13 protein-coding genes are annotated in these 14,751 nt (G+C 61.8%); 5 read left to right on the forward strand and 8 right to left on the reverse strand.

The genetic code is table 11. The features are described from left to right. The first annotated feature begins 79 nt into the window (after nucleotides 1-79). Nucleotides 80-1,375, forward strand: a complete 1,296-nt coding sequence (gene gbcA / locus PSH80_RS24730; RefSeq protein WP_057440265.1) for a glycine-betaine demethylase subunit GbcA — start codon at nucleotides 80-82, stop codon at nucleotides 1,373-1,375. 691 nt (nucleotides 1,376-2,066) lie between these two features. Here gbcA and PSH80_RS24735 read toward each other — a convergent pair. The 7 genes from PSH80_RS24735 to PSH80_RS24765 form a co-directional block, all read right to left on the reverse strand. Further along, on the reverse strand, nucleotides 2,067-2,633 hold the full coding sequence (locus PSH80_RS24735; protein WP_057960837.1) for a GNAT family N-acetyltransferase: 567 nt from the start codon (nucleotides 2,631-2,633) through the stop codon (nucleotides 2,067-2,069). Nucleotides 2,634-2,731: 98 nt separating this feature from the next. Beyond that, nucleotides 2,732-3,502, reverse strand: a complete 771-nt coding sequence (locus PSH80_RS24740) for an electron transfer flavoprotein subunit beta (RefSeq protein ID WP_057440263.1) — start codon at nucleotides 3,500-3,502, stop codon at nucleotides 2,732-2,734. Nucleotides 3,503-3,517: 15 nt separating this feature from the next. Further along, nucleotides 3,518-4,738, reverse strand: a complete 1,221-nt coding sequence (locus tag PSH80_RS24745; protein ID WP_305418606.1) for an electron transfer flavoprotein subunit alpha/FixB family protein — start codon at nucleotides 4,736-4,738, stop codon at nucleotides 3,518-3,520. Beyond that, the gene (gene dgcB, locus PSH80_RS24750; protein WP_128593315.1) at nucleotides 4,738-6,675 is read right to left on the reverse strand and encodes a dimethylglycine demethylation protein DgcB; all 1,938 of its coding nucleotides are present in this window, start codon (nucleotides 6,673-6,675) and stop codon (nucleotides 4,738-4,740) included. The genes PSH80_RS24745 and dgcB overlap by 1 nt, the downstream gene beginning before the upstream one ends. 155 nt (nucleotides 6,676-6,830) lie before the next feature. After that, nucleotides 6,831-8,891, reverse strand: a complete 2,061-nt coding sequence (gene dgcA, locus PSH80_RS24755; RefSeq protein ID WP_057960840.1) for a dimethylglycine demethylation protein DgcA — start codon at nucleotides 8,889-8,891, stop codon at nucleotides 6,831-6,833. Between the two features lie 15 nt (nucleotides 8,892-8,906). Then, the gene (locus PSH80_RS24760; protein WP_027606002.1) at nucleotides 8,907-9,437 is read right to left on the reverse strand and encodes a DUF5943 domain-containing protein; all 531 of its coding nucleotides are present in this window, start codon (nucleotides 9,435-9,437) and stop codon (nucleotides 8,907-8,909) included. A 69-nt stretch (nucleotides 9,438-9,506) separates the two neighbouring features. Beyond that, nucleotides 9,507-10,484, reverse strand: a complete 978-nt coding sequence (locus PSH80_RS24765; protein WP_032858660.1) for a dipeptidase — start codon at nucleotides 10,482-10,484, stop codon at nucleotides 9,507-9,509. Nucleotides 10,485-10,704: 220 nt separating this feature from the next. On the opposite strand from PSH80_RS24765, the gene PSH80_RS24770 reads away from it, so the two are divergent. Together PSH80_RS24770 and PSH80_RS24775 are read left to right on the forward strand one after the other, a co-directional pair. Continuing rightward, nucleotides 10,705-11,106 carry a lysozyme inhibitor LprI family protein gene (locus tag PSH80_RS24770; protein WP_057440260.1) on the forward strand — a complete coding sequence of 134 codons (402 nt, stop codon included), beginning with the start codon at nucleotides 10,705-10,707 and terminating at the stop codon, nucleotides 11,104-11,106. A gap of 42 nt (nucleotides 11,107-11,148) precedes the next feature. Further along, nucleotides 11,149-11,556, forward strand: a complete 408-nt coding sequence (locus PSH80_RS24775; RefSeq protein WP_057960842.1) for a DUF3010 family protein — start codon at nucleotides 11,149-11,151, stop codon at nucleotides 11,554-11,556. A 132-nt stretch (nucleotides 11,557-11,688) separates the two neighbouring features. Here PSH80_RS24775 and PSH80_RS24780 read toward each other — a convergent pair whose 3' ends face one another. Beyond that, a complete protein-coding gene (locus PSH80_RS24780; RefSeq protein WP_305418607.1) occupies nucleotides 11,689-12,633 on the reverse strand; it encodes a GlxA family transcriptional regulator in 945 nt (314 codons plus the stop codon). A gap of 192 nt (nucleotides 12,634-12,825) precedes the next feature. On the opposite strand from PSH80_RS24780, the gene PSH80_RS24785 reads away from it, so the two are divergent. Both PSH80_RS24785 and PSH80_RS24790 read left to right on the forward strand, forming a co-directional pair. Beyond that, nucleotides 12,826-13,764 carry a choline ABC transporter substrate-binding protein gene (locus PSH80_RS24785; protein WP_198799506.1) on the forward strand — a complete coding sequence of 313 codons (939 nt, stop codon included), beginning with the start codon at nucleotides 12,826-12,828 and terminating at the stop codon, nucleotides 13,762-13,764. Nucleotides 13,765-13,842: 78 nt separating this feature from the next. Next, nucleotides 13,843-14,730 (forward strand): 3-keto-5-aminohexanoate cleavage protein, encoded by an 888-nt coding sequence (locus PSH80_RS24790; RefSeq protein ID WP_128593314.1) that lies wholly within the window; start codon nucleotides 13,843-13,845, stop codon nucleotides 14,728-14,730. The last annotated feature ends 21 nt before the right edge of the window (nucleotides 14,731-14,751 follow it).

Genomic DNA, 14,751 nt, shown 5'->3' on the forward strand with positions numbered 1-14,751 from the left:
GACGCTTTCTTTACGCCTTGCTGCAAACCTGATCAGCCACTTATCGCGGCCACACAGAATGGCCTTGAGGACACACATAATGGACGTCACCGCAACCTTGAGCTTGGGCGATCCGCTGGAACCCGCACGCAAGGCCACCGCGCAAATGCTGCAAGAGCGCGAGCGCACTTTTTCGCTGCCCCAGCCGTTTTACTCTGACCAGCGGCTGTTCGATATCGACATGCAAGAGATCTTCCAGAAGGAATGGTTGATCGCCGGCATGACCTGCGAAATCCCGGCCAAGGGCAACTACCTGACCCTGCAGATCGGCAAGAACCCGATCATCGTGATTCGTGGCGCCGAAGGCGTGGTGCATGCCTTCCACAACGTCTGCCGCCATCGCGGCTCGCGCCTGTGCACCAGCGACAAGGGCAAGGTCGCCAAACTGGTGTGCCATTACCACCAGTGGACCTACGAACTGGACGGGCGCTTGCTGTTCGCCGGTACCGAGATGGGCGCCGACTTCGACATGAAGCAGTACGGCCTCAAACCGGTGAACGTGAAGACCGCCGGCGGCTACATATTTATCAGCCTGGCCGAGAACCCACCGGCCATTGATGACTTTTTGTCGACGCTGAACCATTACATGGAACCCTACGACATGGAAAACACCAAGGTGGCGATCCAGACCACCTTGTTCGAAAAAGCCAACTGGAAACTGGTGCTGGAAAACAACCGCGAGTGCTACCACTGCAACGCCTCCCACCCCGAGTTGCTGAAAACCCTGCTGGAATGGGACGACGTCACCGACCCACGGGCCGACCAGGCCTTCAAGGACCACGTTGCCGCTTCAGCCGCCGCCTGGGACGCCGAGAAGATCCCTTACGCCCACGCCAGCTTCGGCCTGCGTAACCGCATCGTGCGCATGCCGCTGCTCAAGGGCACCGTGTCGATGACCCTGGATGGCAAGCAGGGCTGCAAGAAACTGATGGGCCGCATCAAGAACCCCGACCTCGGCTCGATGCGCATCCTGCACCTGCCGCACTCGTGGAACCACTGCATGGGCGATCACATCATCGTCTTTACCGTGTGGCCGATCAGCGCCCAGGAAACCATGGTCACCACCAAGTGGCTGGTGCACAAGGACGCTGTGGAAGGGGTGGACTACGACGTCGAGCGCATGCGCCAAGTGTGGGACGCGACCAACGACCAGGACCGGCGCCTGGCCGAGGAGAACCAGCGCGGGATCAACTCCACCGCTTACCAGCCGGGGCCGTACTCCAAGACCTATGAGTTTGGCGTGGTGAACTTTGTGGACTGGTACAGCGAGCGCATGCTGAACAACCTGGGGGCGGCACCGGCGCCGTACCTCAAAGGTGTCGCCGCACACGAGTAACTGACGCACCAGAGATCAAAAATGTGGGAGCAAGTCTGCTCCCATATTTGGATACTCATCTGTTCATAAATTGACCATCACTGCTCCAGCCCGCCACTACCCTGCCCTCCAGCCATCGCCCAACAACTTATCCACAAACCCACCCACAGTAATTGTGGGCAACTGCCCTGTTCCCTCGAAATAAAACCAAGAAAATCCGTGACTTATTCAAAGCAGCAGGTTTTATCCAACATTGATCAGTTTTTAACCAGAAGCTCACAAGCCACGTTCTATATGGCCTGCAGAGGAACGCAAACACCTTATCCACAGAAGCGCCAACAGACTTTGGGGGCAACTTTGCCCCTTCTGTGGAAAACCGCCTCCAACCGAGCAAAATCGAGGCTTTACGCGCGTAGATCGGATGAAACAGCGATATTGATCATTTTTCAACCAATTCACTACAAGCCTTTATCCCTATGGCTTGCAGCGGATAGCAAACATCTTATCCACAGAAGCACCAACAGACTTTGGGGGCAACTCTGAACCAGGCTATTTCCTTATCCACAGAAAAAACCGAGCAAAAACCGTCGTTTAGGTTGGTTGTTTTTCGTACAGAGGGCTGCAGGGCTTGATTTCACTGGGGTGTGGACAACCGCGAACAGGTTATCCACAGGTGAACCAACAGGGATTGTGGGTAACCCCCAGTCGAGGACTACGGGTACTGCATCAAATAAGCTTTGCCGGTGACACCTAGCATCGGGTGCGGGGTTATCTGGCAACTGTCGACAATCCGAAAGCCATGGCGTTCATAGAACCTCAGGGCACCGGTATTGGCCGCATAGTCAATCAGGCTCAAGCCGATAAGCCCAAGGTGCTCGGCCCGCTGTCGGGCATGGGCGAGAAATTGCACGCCCAAGCCTTGGCCGCGCCAACCTTCGTGCAGCGCCAGGCTGGAAATATAAAGGGTATCGGGGATCTCCAGGTCCGCGTAGGGAGCAAGGACTGGATCGGTAACCGGCTCTGCATCCGGATCATGGCGCATGACATAACTGTGCATCATGCCCACCACCACGCCCTCTGATTCGGCGATCAGGCAATTTTCATAAGAGAAATCCACACCCGAGCGCGCATAACGGCTGGCGCCAACGTCCAGGAGTTCCTGGCCTGGCTCTGCGAGCTGGCTCCAGATGTAAGCCGCGGCTCCTTCTGAAGAGATCAGGAACAGACGCGCTATATCGCGGGCATCGGCGGGCACTGCCGCACGGAAGTTGACGGGCATGGGGCTGGATCCTTTGGCTGAAAATTTATTTATTTAAGCTCACACCCAGGCACTGGCAAAGGCTGGCATCGCGGTATGTATGTGCGATTATTTCAGCCCTAGCGAACCACACCCTCCTCAATCAGCAGCTTGAGAATTGCCTCAGCGCCCGCCTCAGGGCTTACCCCCTTCAGCACCTGCCCACCTCCGCCGCTGGCCTTGGCCGTGGCGGCCTTCATGCGGTCGGCGCCGCTCTTGGCCTTGATCACCTTGAGCCGCTTGGGCCGAGGCTTGGCCGGTTGCAGCACGGCGCCTGTGAATAACTCATCGTCCACCACCGCCACGTCGTGCTCCTGCAGCACGCCACGCTGGGCCGGGCCGTAGGCGCTTTGCCGCGGCTTGGGCCCGGCGTTATCCACCGTGGCCAGAAACGGCAGGCGCACTTTCAGGCGTCGCCGCTGACCACGAGGCAGCGCTTGCAGTACCTGGGCTACGCCGCTGTCGATGGACTCCACCTGAGCCAGGCCGACAATCAGCGGCCAGCCCAGTTGCTCGGCCAGCAGGAACGGCAACATCCCCGAGCCCTCGCCCGTTTCGGCCTGGCTGCCGGTAAGCACCACCTGCGCACCAGTGTCCCGCAGGTAGTCGCCGAGCACTGGCAGGGCATCGGCGCCGGCCGGTTGTTCCAGCACGTGTAACTGCGCCAGCCCCATGCCCAGGTAAGCACGCAGGGTCGGCTCGGCGATATCGCCGGCATGCAGCACTTGCAGGTTATCCCCAGCCAGTTGCAACCCCAGCTCGACGGCACGCGCATCCTGTTCGGCGCGGCGTGGCCGGCCGGAGGTCGGGTGGGCGCCTATGGATACCAGGCTGATTACATGGGTGGTCATGGCCATATCCTTTGTTTAAGCCGCATCGCGCTTGGCGCCGTTACGGTGGGCCTGGACCGCAGCAATCAAGGCCCGGAGAATGTCGCCGCTGTCGCCGATTACCGACAGGTCGGCGCGCTTGATCATGTCGCAACCCGGATCGAGGTTGATCGCCACCACCTTGTCGCAGGCACCGATGCCTTGCAGGTGCTGGATCGCCCCGGAAATCCCGACCGCCACATACACCCGGGCGGTGACCCAGATACCACTGGCACCCACCTGGCGATCACGAGCCATGAAGCCATCATCCACCGCCACCCGCGACGCACCTTCGGTGGCGCCCAGGGCCGCGGCCGTCTGATGGAACAGGTCCCAGTCCTTGACCCCATTGCCACCGGAGAAAATAAACTCGGCCTCGGCCATGGGAATCGCACCGGGATCCACTGCCACCGCACCCAGATCCTCGATACGCGGCAAGCTGCGCGCCAGGGCTGTGGATAACTCCACCGGCAACACTTCATGGCGCGTTTCGCTGACTGGATCGGCACATTCCACAGCCGCGAGGATCAGCCGTGGCAGCGGGCGCGCCAGGTCTTCCTGGCCCGCGCCGGCACGGCCGATGCACTCATTACCCTTGATCTGCCACACCCGGGTGGCCGGGCGCTCCTTGAGGCTCGCGGCAAAACGCCGCCCCAGTTCACCCCCGCCACTGCGGCTGTCGGGCAGCAGCCAATGACGCGGGCGGAACTGGTTATCCACAGCCCGCAGGCCATGGACCCCCTGCTCCGGTGAATAACCCTCGAATTCGTGGCCGTCGAGCACCAGCAGGCGATCCACGCCGGCCGTGTCGAAGGCACTTTCCTTATGTTCGCCAAACACCACCGCCAGCACCGCACCGTCGCTGCCGGCCAGTTGCCGCGCCAGGCCCAGCAAGTCGCGGTCGTGGCTGCTCAGGCGGCCGCCGACCATGTCCGGCACCACGTTGATGTAAAACGCCGGGGCTGGCACCTGGTGCAGCGGCAACTGCACTTGCGCCGCGGCCGTACGTTTGGTCGCACCGCCCTGCTGGGCGCCGCTGCGGTCGATCCGCTTGATGCCGTTGGGGCCGATAAAACCGATGCCATGCACATTTTTACGGATGATGCCGTTAGGCCCCATCCAGCTGTGCTGCTCCGGTTGCATCGCCGCATGCAGCGGGTGCAAGCGGTTGCGGGCGATCCATTCGGCCCGTGGGTCGCGGCGGATAATGTCGCTCATCAGTGGACCTCCGCTGGTACACGTGTGTTCTTGGCCGGTGCAGCCTCTTCGAGCAAGGCATCCGCCACCAACTCGGCAATGTCCTTGATCAGTGGGCGGGGCTCGACCACCCCTTCGAGCATCGCCGTGCACTGTGGGCAACCCACGGCTACCAGCTCGGCGCCGGTCTCGCGGATGTCTTCCATACGCATGTCGGGGATGCGCTGCTTGCCGGGAATATCAGTGATCGGCGCGCCGCCACCGCCACCGCAGCAACGGGAACGGAAACCCGAACGTTGCATCTCCTTGATCTCAATCCCCAGTGCCCGCAGCACTTGGCGCGGGGCCTCGTACTCACCGTTATAGCGCCCCAGATAGCACGGGTCGTGGTAGGTCACGCTGTTGCCCTTGTGCTGGCCCAGGTTCAGCAGGCCTGCGTCGATCAGCTCGGCCATGTAGGTGCTGTGGTGCTGCACCTGGTAGTTGCCGTCGAAGGCGCCGTATTCGTTTTTCAACACATGGAAGCTATGGGGATCGCAGGTCACGATGCGCTGGAAGCGGTACTTGGCCAGGGTCTGGATATTGCGCGCGGCCAGCAGTTGGAACGTCGCCTCATCGCCCAGACGCCGGGCCACGTCGCCGCTGTCGCGCTCCTCCAGGCCCAGTACGGCGAAGTCGACCTTGGCCGCTTTCAGCACTTTGACGAAAGCGCGCAAGGTGCGCTGGTTGCGCATGTCGAAGGCGCCGTCGCCGACCCAAAACAGCACGTCGGTGGTTTGCTTGTCACCGAGCAATGGCAGGTTCAAATCCGCCGCCCAGTTCATTCGCCCACCCGGGGCGAATCCGCCAGGGTTGTCGGTGGCGATCAGGTTCTCCAGGACTTCGGCGCCCTTGTTCGGCGTGGCACCTTTTTCCAGGGTCAGGTGGCGGCGCATATCAACGATGGCGTCTACGTGCTCGATCATCATCGGGCACTCTTCGACGCAGGCGCGGCAGGTGGTACACGACCACAATGTCTCGGCGTCCACCAGGCCATTGACGATCGGTTGGTGCGGATTGCCGCCGTGTTCGCCCACGGGCTTGCCGGGATACGGGCTGCCGGCGAACTTGGCATCCGTGCCGCCGGCCAGGCCGACCACCATGTCCTGGATCAGCTTTTTCGGGTTCAGCGGCTGGCCGGCGGCGAAGGCCGGGCACGCGGCTTCGCACTTGCCGCACTGCACACAGGCGTCAAAACCGAGCAATTGGTTCCAGGTGAAATCCTTGGGTTTTTCCACGCCCAGGGGCGCGTTCTTGTCGGCCAGGTCCAGCGGCTTCAAGCCGGTGGAACGGCCACCGCCAAAGCGTTCGGCGCGGCGGTGCCAGGCCAGGTGCAGGGCGCCGGCAAAGGCATGTTTCATTGGCCCGCCCCAGGTCATGCCGAAGAACATTTCCGACACGCCCCACAGCACGCCCACACCGAGCAGCGCGGCCAACAGCCAGCCACCGAAGTCGGCAGGCAGGAGCCCGGCCACCGGCAACGTCACCAGGAAGAAGCTCACCGAAAACGCCATCAGGCTTTTCGGCAGACGCATCCAAGGGCCTTTGGACAGCCGCGACGGCGGGTTGCGCCGGCGCAGATAGACGAAGGTGGCGCCGACAAACATCAGCACCGATGCCAGCAGCAAGGCGTAGCCGAGGATACGGTTATGCAGGCCGAAGCCGTGCACCAGGATCGCCAGCAACGCCGACAGCACAAAGCCCAGGGCCGTGGCGACGTGGGTGTTGGCGATGTATTTGTCGCGGGCGACCACGTGGTGCAGGTCGACCATATAGCGCTTGGGCATGGCCAGCAGGCCACCCAGCAAGTCGACCTTGGCGGCACGGCCACGGCGCCACATGTTCACCCGGCGCAGGGCGCCGAGGACGGCGAGGCCCATCGCTGCGAACAAAAGAACAGGAAGCAAGGTGTTCAACATGGTGAAGCTCCCACAGACCACACAGGTCTAATGTGGGAGCGGGCTTGCTCGCGAAGGCGGTGCATCAGCCACCGGATGTATCGACTGACACACCGCTTTCGCGAGCAAGCCCGCTCCCACATTTTTGACCGAGTCCACATTGGTTCGGTGTTGGGTCAGAAATCCTTGCACAGGCGCAGGGCGTCGTAGATCGCAGCGTGGGTATTGCGCTGGGCCACACAGTCGCCGATGCGGAACAGCAAGTAGCCCTCCCCCGGCTCGCTCAGGCACGGTTGCGGCTTGATCGCGAACAGCGCCTCAACGTCCATCTGCCCCTTGTTGCGCGCCCCTTGCTTGAGGGCGTAGTAGATTTCTTCGTCCGGACGCACGCCGTTCTCCACCACCACCTGGTCCACCACCCGCTCTTCCTTGGCGCCGGTGTACTCGTTCTCCAGCACGGCGATGAGTTTGTCGCCCTCGCGGTAGACCTTCTCCAGCATCATGTCGCCGGTCATGATCACTTCCTTGGGGTACATGCTGCGGTAGTAGGTCGGGAATGACGTACCGCCGATGGCCACACCAGGCTTGATATCGTCAGTGACGATCTCGACCTGGCAGCCCTTGTCGGCCAAAAAGTCCGCCACCGACATGCCGGTGAATTCGCAGATGGTGTCGTACACCAGCACGTTCTTGCCCGGCGCCACCTTGCCGTCGAGCACGTCCCAACTGCTGACCACCAGGCCTTCTGCCGCGCCCCAGTGTTCGTTCTGCTCGAGGAACGGGTGCCCGCCCACGGCCAGCACCACCACATCGGGACGCAGGTCGAGGATGGTCGCGGCATCGGCCGCCACGCCCAGGCGCAGGTCGACGTTCAGCCGCGCCAGTTCCAGCTGGAACCAGCGGGTGATACCGGCGATCTGGTCACGCTGCGGCGCCTTGGACGCCGTGGTGATCTGCCCGCCGATAAAGTCTTTTTTCTCCAACAGGGTCACGTCGTGGCCGCGCTCGGCAGCGACCCGCGCCGCCTCCATCCCGGCCGGGCCGGCACCGACCACCACCACTTTGCGCTTGGGCCCGGTGGATTTTTCGATGATGTGCGGCACGCCCATGTATTCACGGGAGGTCGCGGCATTCTGGATGCACAGCACGTCCAGGCCCTGGTACTGGCGGTCGATGCAATAGTTGGCGCCGACACACTGCTTGATCTGGTCGATCTGGCCCATTTTGATCTTGGCGATCAGGTGCGGGTCGGCCATATGCGCGCGGGTCATGCCGACCATGTCCACATAGCCGCCTTCGAGGATGCGCGTGGCCTGGTTCGGGTCCTTGATGTTCTGCGCGTGCAGCACCGGGACCTTGACCACTTCCTTGATCCCGGCGGCCAGGTGCAGGAACGGCTCCGGCGGGAAACTCATATTGGGGATCACGTTGGCCAGGGTGTTGTGCGTGTCGCACCCCGAGCCGACCACGCCGATAAAGTCGAGCATGCCGGTGTCGTCGTAATACTTGGCGATCTGCTTCATGTCCTCGTGGGACAGGCCGTCCGGGTGGAACTCGTCACCGCACAGGCGGATGCCGACGCAAAAATCCGGGCCGACTTCTGCACGCACGGCCTTGAGCACTTCCAGGCCGAATTTCATCCGCCCCTCGAAGCTGCCGCCCCATTCATCGGTACGCTTGTTGACTCGCGGGCTCCAGAACTGGTCGATCATGTGCTGGTGCACCGCCGACAGTTCCACGCCATCCAGGCCACCGGCCTTGGCCCGAGCTGCGGCGCTGGCGTAGTTGCCGATCACCCGCCAGATTTCTTCCGGTTCGATGGTCTTGCAGGTCGCACGGTGTACCGGCTCACGCACGCCGGAGGGCGACATCAGGGTTGGCCAGTTGAAGCCGTCCCAACGCGAGCGACGGCCCATGTGGGTAATCTGGATCATGATCTTGGCGCCATGCTTGTGCATCGCGTCAGCCAGGTTCTGGAAGTGCGGGATGATGCGGTCGGTGGACAGGTTCACCGAACTCCACCACTCCTGCGGGCTGTCGATCGCCACCACCGAGGAGCCGCCACAGATCGCCAGGCCAATACCGCCCTTGGCTTTCTCTTCGTAATACTTCACATAACGCTCGGTGGTCATCCCGCCGTCGGTGGCATACACCTCGGCGTGGGCGGTACTGAGCACGCGGTTGCGGATGGTCAGTTTGCCGATCTGGATCGGCGCAAACATTGCTTCGAAAGCCATGGCACGGTCCTCGGCTTACAACGGCTTGACGGTGAACAAGCCGTCATCGTGGCCCTCTTCGGAGCCTCCGTAGACTTGTTCGGCGACAGTGCGGATCTGGCTGCCGCGCGCTTGCAGAATCTGGTCCATGGCGCCGGCAAACCAGCCGGTGAACATGTAGTCCACTTTGCGCCCGACCTTGCCGTACACATACACAAAGGCCGAGTGTTCGAGCTTGACGCTGGCAGTGCCTTTGTCGAGGTCGATGTCCTGGATCTTGAACAGGCCCCAGCCGCGCTGCGACAGGCGCTTCATGTAGTGCTCGAACACCGCGACGCCTTCCAGGCCGTGGCATTCGGCTTCTTTTTCACACCAGTGCCAGGCCGACTTGTAGCCGGCCTTGTAGAGGATTTCGGCGTAGGCTTCAGCGCCCAGCACTTCCTCGATGCCCATATGGTTGTTGACGAAGAAATGGCGCGGCACGTACAGCATCGGCAGGGCGTCGGAGGTCCAGACACCGGTTTCGCTGTCGACTTCGATAGGCAATTGCGGGGCGATCTTGGCCATGGAAACTTAACTCCAGAAAATTCTTGGTAATGCCCCGGCGCGAATGGCCGGGGGAGAAAAAACGATGGCTTATTCGCCCCAGACGTCTTTCAACACGTTGACCCAGTTTTCACCCATGATCTTGCGCACCACGCGTTCGCTATGGCCGCGCTTGAGCAGGGTCTCGGTCAGGTTGGGGAACTCGCCCACGGTACGAATGCCCAGCGGGTTGATGATTTTGCCGAAGCTGGTCAGGCGGCGGGCGTAGCCCTTATCATGGGTCAGCATTTCGAAGAAATCCTGGCCATGGCCCTGGGTAAAGTCGGTACCGATGCCGATGGCGTCTTCGCCAACAATGTTCATGGTGTACTCGATGGCTTCGGCGTAGTCGTCGATGGTCGAGTCAATGCCCTTGGCCAGGAACGGCGCAAACATGGTCACGCCGACAAAACCACCATGGTCGGCAATGAATTTGAGTTCTGCATCGGATTTGTTGCGCGGGTGCTCTTTGAGCCCGGACGGCAGGCAGTGGGAGTAGCACACCGGTTTTTTCGATTCGAGGATGACTTCTTCGGATGTCTTGGAGCCGACGTGGGACAGGTCGCACATGATGCCGACACGGTTCATCTCGCCGACGATTTCACGCCCGAAGCCCGACAGGCCGCCGTCGCGCTCGTAGCAGCCGGTACCCACCAGGTTCTGGGTGTTGTAGCACATCTGCACCACGCCGACGCCGAGCTGCTTGAAGATCTCGACATAGCCGAGTTGGTCTTCAAAGGCATGGGCATTCTGGAAGCCGAAGATGATGCCGGTCTTGCCCTGCTCCTTGGCGCGGCGGATATCGGCGGTGGTCTTCACCGGGATCACCAGGTCGCTGTTCTCGCGGATCAGGGTCTGGCTGGCCACGATGTTATTGATCGTGGCCTGGAAGCCTTCCCACACCGACACCGTGCAGTTGGCGGCGGTCAGGCCACCCTTGCGCATGTCCTCGAACAGGTCGCGGTTCCACTTGGCAATGATCAGCCCGTCGATAACGATGCTGTCGGCGTGCAGTTCGGCTGGGCTCATCAGGCGTCCCCTTATTGGCGATTCATGCGCCGAATCGTCTGCCGGCGCTTTGGGGCCAGCATATGCCCAGGGGCTGACGGAGCCGGGTGCAAAAACGACAGGGGAATTGCCGAAAGCGTCAATCCACGACAAAGGGTGCATGGACGTGTCTGTCCTGCATCTGTTCTTTGGCCTACGCTTGAGCCAGAATTCGACCCACCCCCTGACATGAGAAGGCGCAATGAAACCGATTTTCCTGGCTTTGGTACTCCTCGCCACCGGCGTCCACGCGGCTGAAGACACCGACAGCACGCCGTGTGATGGCATCGAAAACGACAAACAGACCCTGGAATGCGCCTCCTACAACAAAACCACCGCCGAACAGCTGCTCAAGGATAACTACCAGAGCTTGCTGGAACGCATGGGCACTACCTACGCCAGCAACAAGGCACAGTTGGCAGACATCACCGCTCGTCTGAAGGATGCTCAGCAGAAGTGGGAAAAGTTACGGGATGCTGATTGCGCGGTGGATACCTTCCCGGCGGTGACCGGCACCCAGGCCTATGCCATTGCGCAGAATGACTGCCTGGCGCGGATGAGTGATGAGCGGTCGGAGTTTTTGGAGTCGATTGCCCAGGAATAAGCGACAATCGCGCCCATCCTTTTCTCTGAAACAAGGCTATCCATGACTCTCTGCGGCATCGAAATCAAAGGCAGCGAAGCCATTATCGCCGTTGCCGCCCAGGACCTGACCCACGTCGCCCTGGCCACCAAGAAAATCGCCCTCGAGGACGATGACGAGGCCGCCAACGTCAAAGCCTTTGCCCGCCAGGTGGCCGCGTTTGTGCGCGACAACGGCATCACCCGTATCGCGATCAAGAAACGCAGCAAGAAAGGCGAATTCGCCGGCGGCCCGACCACGTTCAAGATTGAAGGGGTATTGCAGTTGCTGGACGGCGTTGAAGTGACGCTGCTGTCGCCGCAGACCATCAATGCGCAGAACAAGAAGCATGACTTTGCATTGCCGGCGACGCTGAACAAGTATCAGCATGAGGCGTTTAAAGCCGCGTGCTCGGCCTTGGTAAAAAAATAAGCCCCACCACACATCCCATGAGGGAGCTGGCTTGCCTGCGATAGCGGTGGGTCAGCAACTTATCTGCCAACTGATACACCGCGATCGCAGGCAAGCCAGCTCCCACATGGGGTCGGCATATGCCCAATAGACTTACACCACCTCCCGCCGCCGATCCTCTCGCGGGCACTTGGCAAACCGCGCCCGGTAGCTGCGGGTGAAATACGACGGCGACTCAAACCCGCAGGCAATGCTCACTTCCAGCACGCTCATGCCGCTCTGGCGCAATAACTGCCGGGCTTTTTCCAGGCGCAGGCCAAGGTAGAAGTTGCTCGGGGTGTCGTTCAGGTGCAGGCGGAACAGGCGCTCCAGCTGTCGCCGCGTAACCTTGATCATCTGCGCCAGCACCAGGGTGCTCAGGGGCGGCTCGGTATGTAGCTCCATCTCGCCAATCACCTGCACCAGCTTCTGGTTGTTGATGCCGTAGCGCGTGGCGATCTGCATGCGCTGGTGGTCTTTGCGCGGGCGGATGCGGCCCAGCACGAATTGCTCGGAAACCTGGATCGCCAGCTCCGGGCCGTGGGCCTGGCTGATCAGGTCGAGCAGCAGGTCGATGGACGCGGTGCCGCCGGCACAGGTGATGCGCCGGCGGTCGATCTCGAACAGTTCCTGGGTCACGGCCAGTGCGGGATAGGACTCTTTGAAGGCGTCGATGGCCTCCCAGTGCAGGGTCAGGCGGTAGCCGTCGAGCAGGCCGGCCTGGGCCAGGACGAAGCTGCCGGTGTCGATGGCGCCCAGGGTCACGCCGTCGTGGTCGAGACGGCGCAGCCAGTGCTCCAGGGCCGGAGTGGCGAATTCCAGCGGTTCGAAGCCGGCCACCACCAGTAGGGTCGCGCCTTTTTTCAGCGGCTCCAGGCCGGCGTCGGCATTGACCGACATGCCATTGCTCGCCAACACCGCGCCGCCATCCGCGCTCAATACGTGCCAGCGATACAGTTCACCGCGAAAGCGGTTGGCCACGCGCAGCGGTTCGATGGCGGAGATAAAGCCGATGGCGGAGAACCCCGGCATCAGCAGGAAGTAGAAATCCTGGGACATGGTGCGCACTCGTGAGACGGGTAGCGTGGTCTGTGATACGCCAGTTCCATCGCCCATTCAAGGGCACAAGGTCGCTGCAGTGCAAAAGTGGGTCGCCGCCGTGCGTTTTACCGGGCAGCAAGCTGGGTAACTTGGCTGCACGGTGCACAAAGACGCCGGAACCCACAATAACGACCTGCCGAGGGATCCATCATGAACCGACTGATCAGCCGCTGCGTGCTCGCACTCGGCGCCGTGTTGAGCACCAGCGCCTGGGCCGCCGATGCCGCCTCCTGTAAAAACGTGCGCATGGGCGTGGTGAACTGGACCGACGTGATCGCCACCAGCGCCATGACCCAGGTGCTGCTCGACGGCCTCGGCTACAGCACCAAGCAAACCAGCGCATCCCAGCAAATCATCTTCTCCGGCATTCGCGACCAGCGCCTGGACCTGTTCCTCGGTTACTGGAACCCGCTGATGACCCAGACCATCACACCTTTCGTCGACGCCGGGCAGGTCAAAGTCCTCGACGCGCCCAGCCTCAAGGACGCCCGCGCGACCCTCGCGGTGCCGACCTATCTGGCAGACAAGGGCCTGAAAACCTTCGCCGACATTGCCAAGTTCCAGAAAGAGCTGGGCGGCAAGATCTACGGCATCGAGCCCGGCTCGGGGGCCAATACCCAGATCAAGGCGATGATCGCCAAGAACCAGTTCGGCCTGGGCAAATTCCAACTGGTGGAGTCCAGCGAGGCCGGCATGCTCGCCGCCGTGGACCGCGCCGTGCGTCGCAAGGAAGCGGTGGTGTTTTTCGGCTGGGCGCCGCACCCGATGAACGTCAATGTGCAGATGACCTATCTGTCCGGCAGCGAGGACGCTTTGGGGCCCAACGAAGGTATGGCCACGGTCTGGACCGTCACCACCCCGACCTACGCCGAGCAATGCCCGAATGTGCACAAGCTGCTGACCAACCTGACCTTCACCGCCGCCGACGAGAGCCGGATGATGCAGCCGCTGCTGGAGCACAAGGATGCGTTCGAGTCCGCCAGACAGTGGCTCAAGGATCACCCCCAGGACCAGCAGCGCTGGCTGGAAGGTGTGACCACCTTCGATGGCAAGCCGGCTGCGCAAAACCTGCAACTGAGCAGCCAATAACCTCTTTCAAATCACCGCTTCGCAGCTGATACCGGCTGCGAACGGCATCACTACGCCCGCCTGTAAGGAACCTGCCCCATGAACCACGACGTCATCATCACCTGCGCACTCACCGGTGCTGGCGACACGACCGCCAGAAGCCCCCACGTGCCGGTCACCCCCAAGCAAATCGCTGCAGCAGCAGTAGAAGCGGCCAAAGCCGGCGCCACCGTGGTGCATTGCCATGTGCGCGACCCGCACACCGGCAAATTCAGCCGCGACGTAGCGCTGTACCGCGAACTGATGGAGCGCATCCGCGAGGCGGACATCGACATCATCGTCAACCTCACCGCCGGCATGGGCGGCGACCTGGAAATCGGCGGCGGCGAGCACCCCATGGAGTTCGGCCCCAACACCGACCTGGTCGGCCCATTGACCCGCCTGGCCCACGTCGAAGCGCTGCTGCCGGAAATCTGCACCCTGGACTGCGGCACTCTGAACTTCGGCGATGGTGACACCATTTATGTGTCCACCCCGGCCCAGTTGCGTGCGGGTGCCAAGCGCATCCAGGAACTGGGAGTGAAGGCCGAGCTGGAGATTTTCGATACCGGCCACCTGTGGTTCGCCAAGCAGATGATCAAGGAAGGCTTGCTCGATGACCCGTTGTTCCAACTGTGCCTGGGCATCCCCTGGGGCGCGCCGGCCGACACCACCACCATGAAAGCCATGGTCGACAACCTGCCTGCCGACGCGGTGTGGGCCGGCTTTGGCATCGGCCGCATGCAAATGCCGATGGCGGCGCAGGCGGTGCTGCTGGGCGGCAATGTGCGGGTCGGCCTGGAAGACAATTTGTGGCTGGACAAGGGCGTACTGGCGACCAATGGGCAACTGGTGGAGCGGGCCGGGGAGATCCTCAGCCGCCTGGGCGCGCGAGTGCTGACCCCGGCTGAAGGCCGAACCAAGATGGGCCTGACCAAACGCAGCTAATCCCCCTGCCGCAACCGGCTC

The sequence above is a fragment of the Pseudomonas sp. FP818 genome (assembly GCF_030687335.1).
Taxonomy (GTDB): domain Bacteria; phylum Pseudomonadota; class Gammaproteobacteria; order Pseudomonadales; family Pseudomonadaceae; genus Aquipseudomonas; species Aquipseudomonas shahriarae.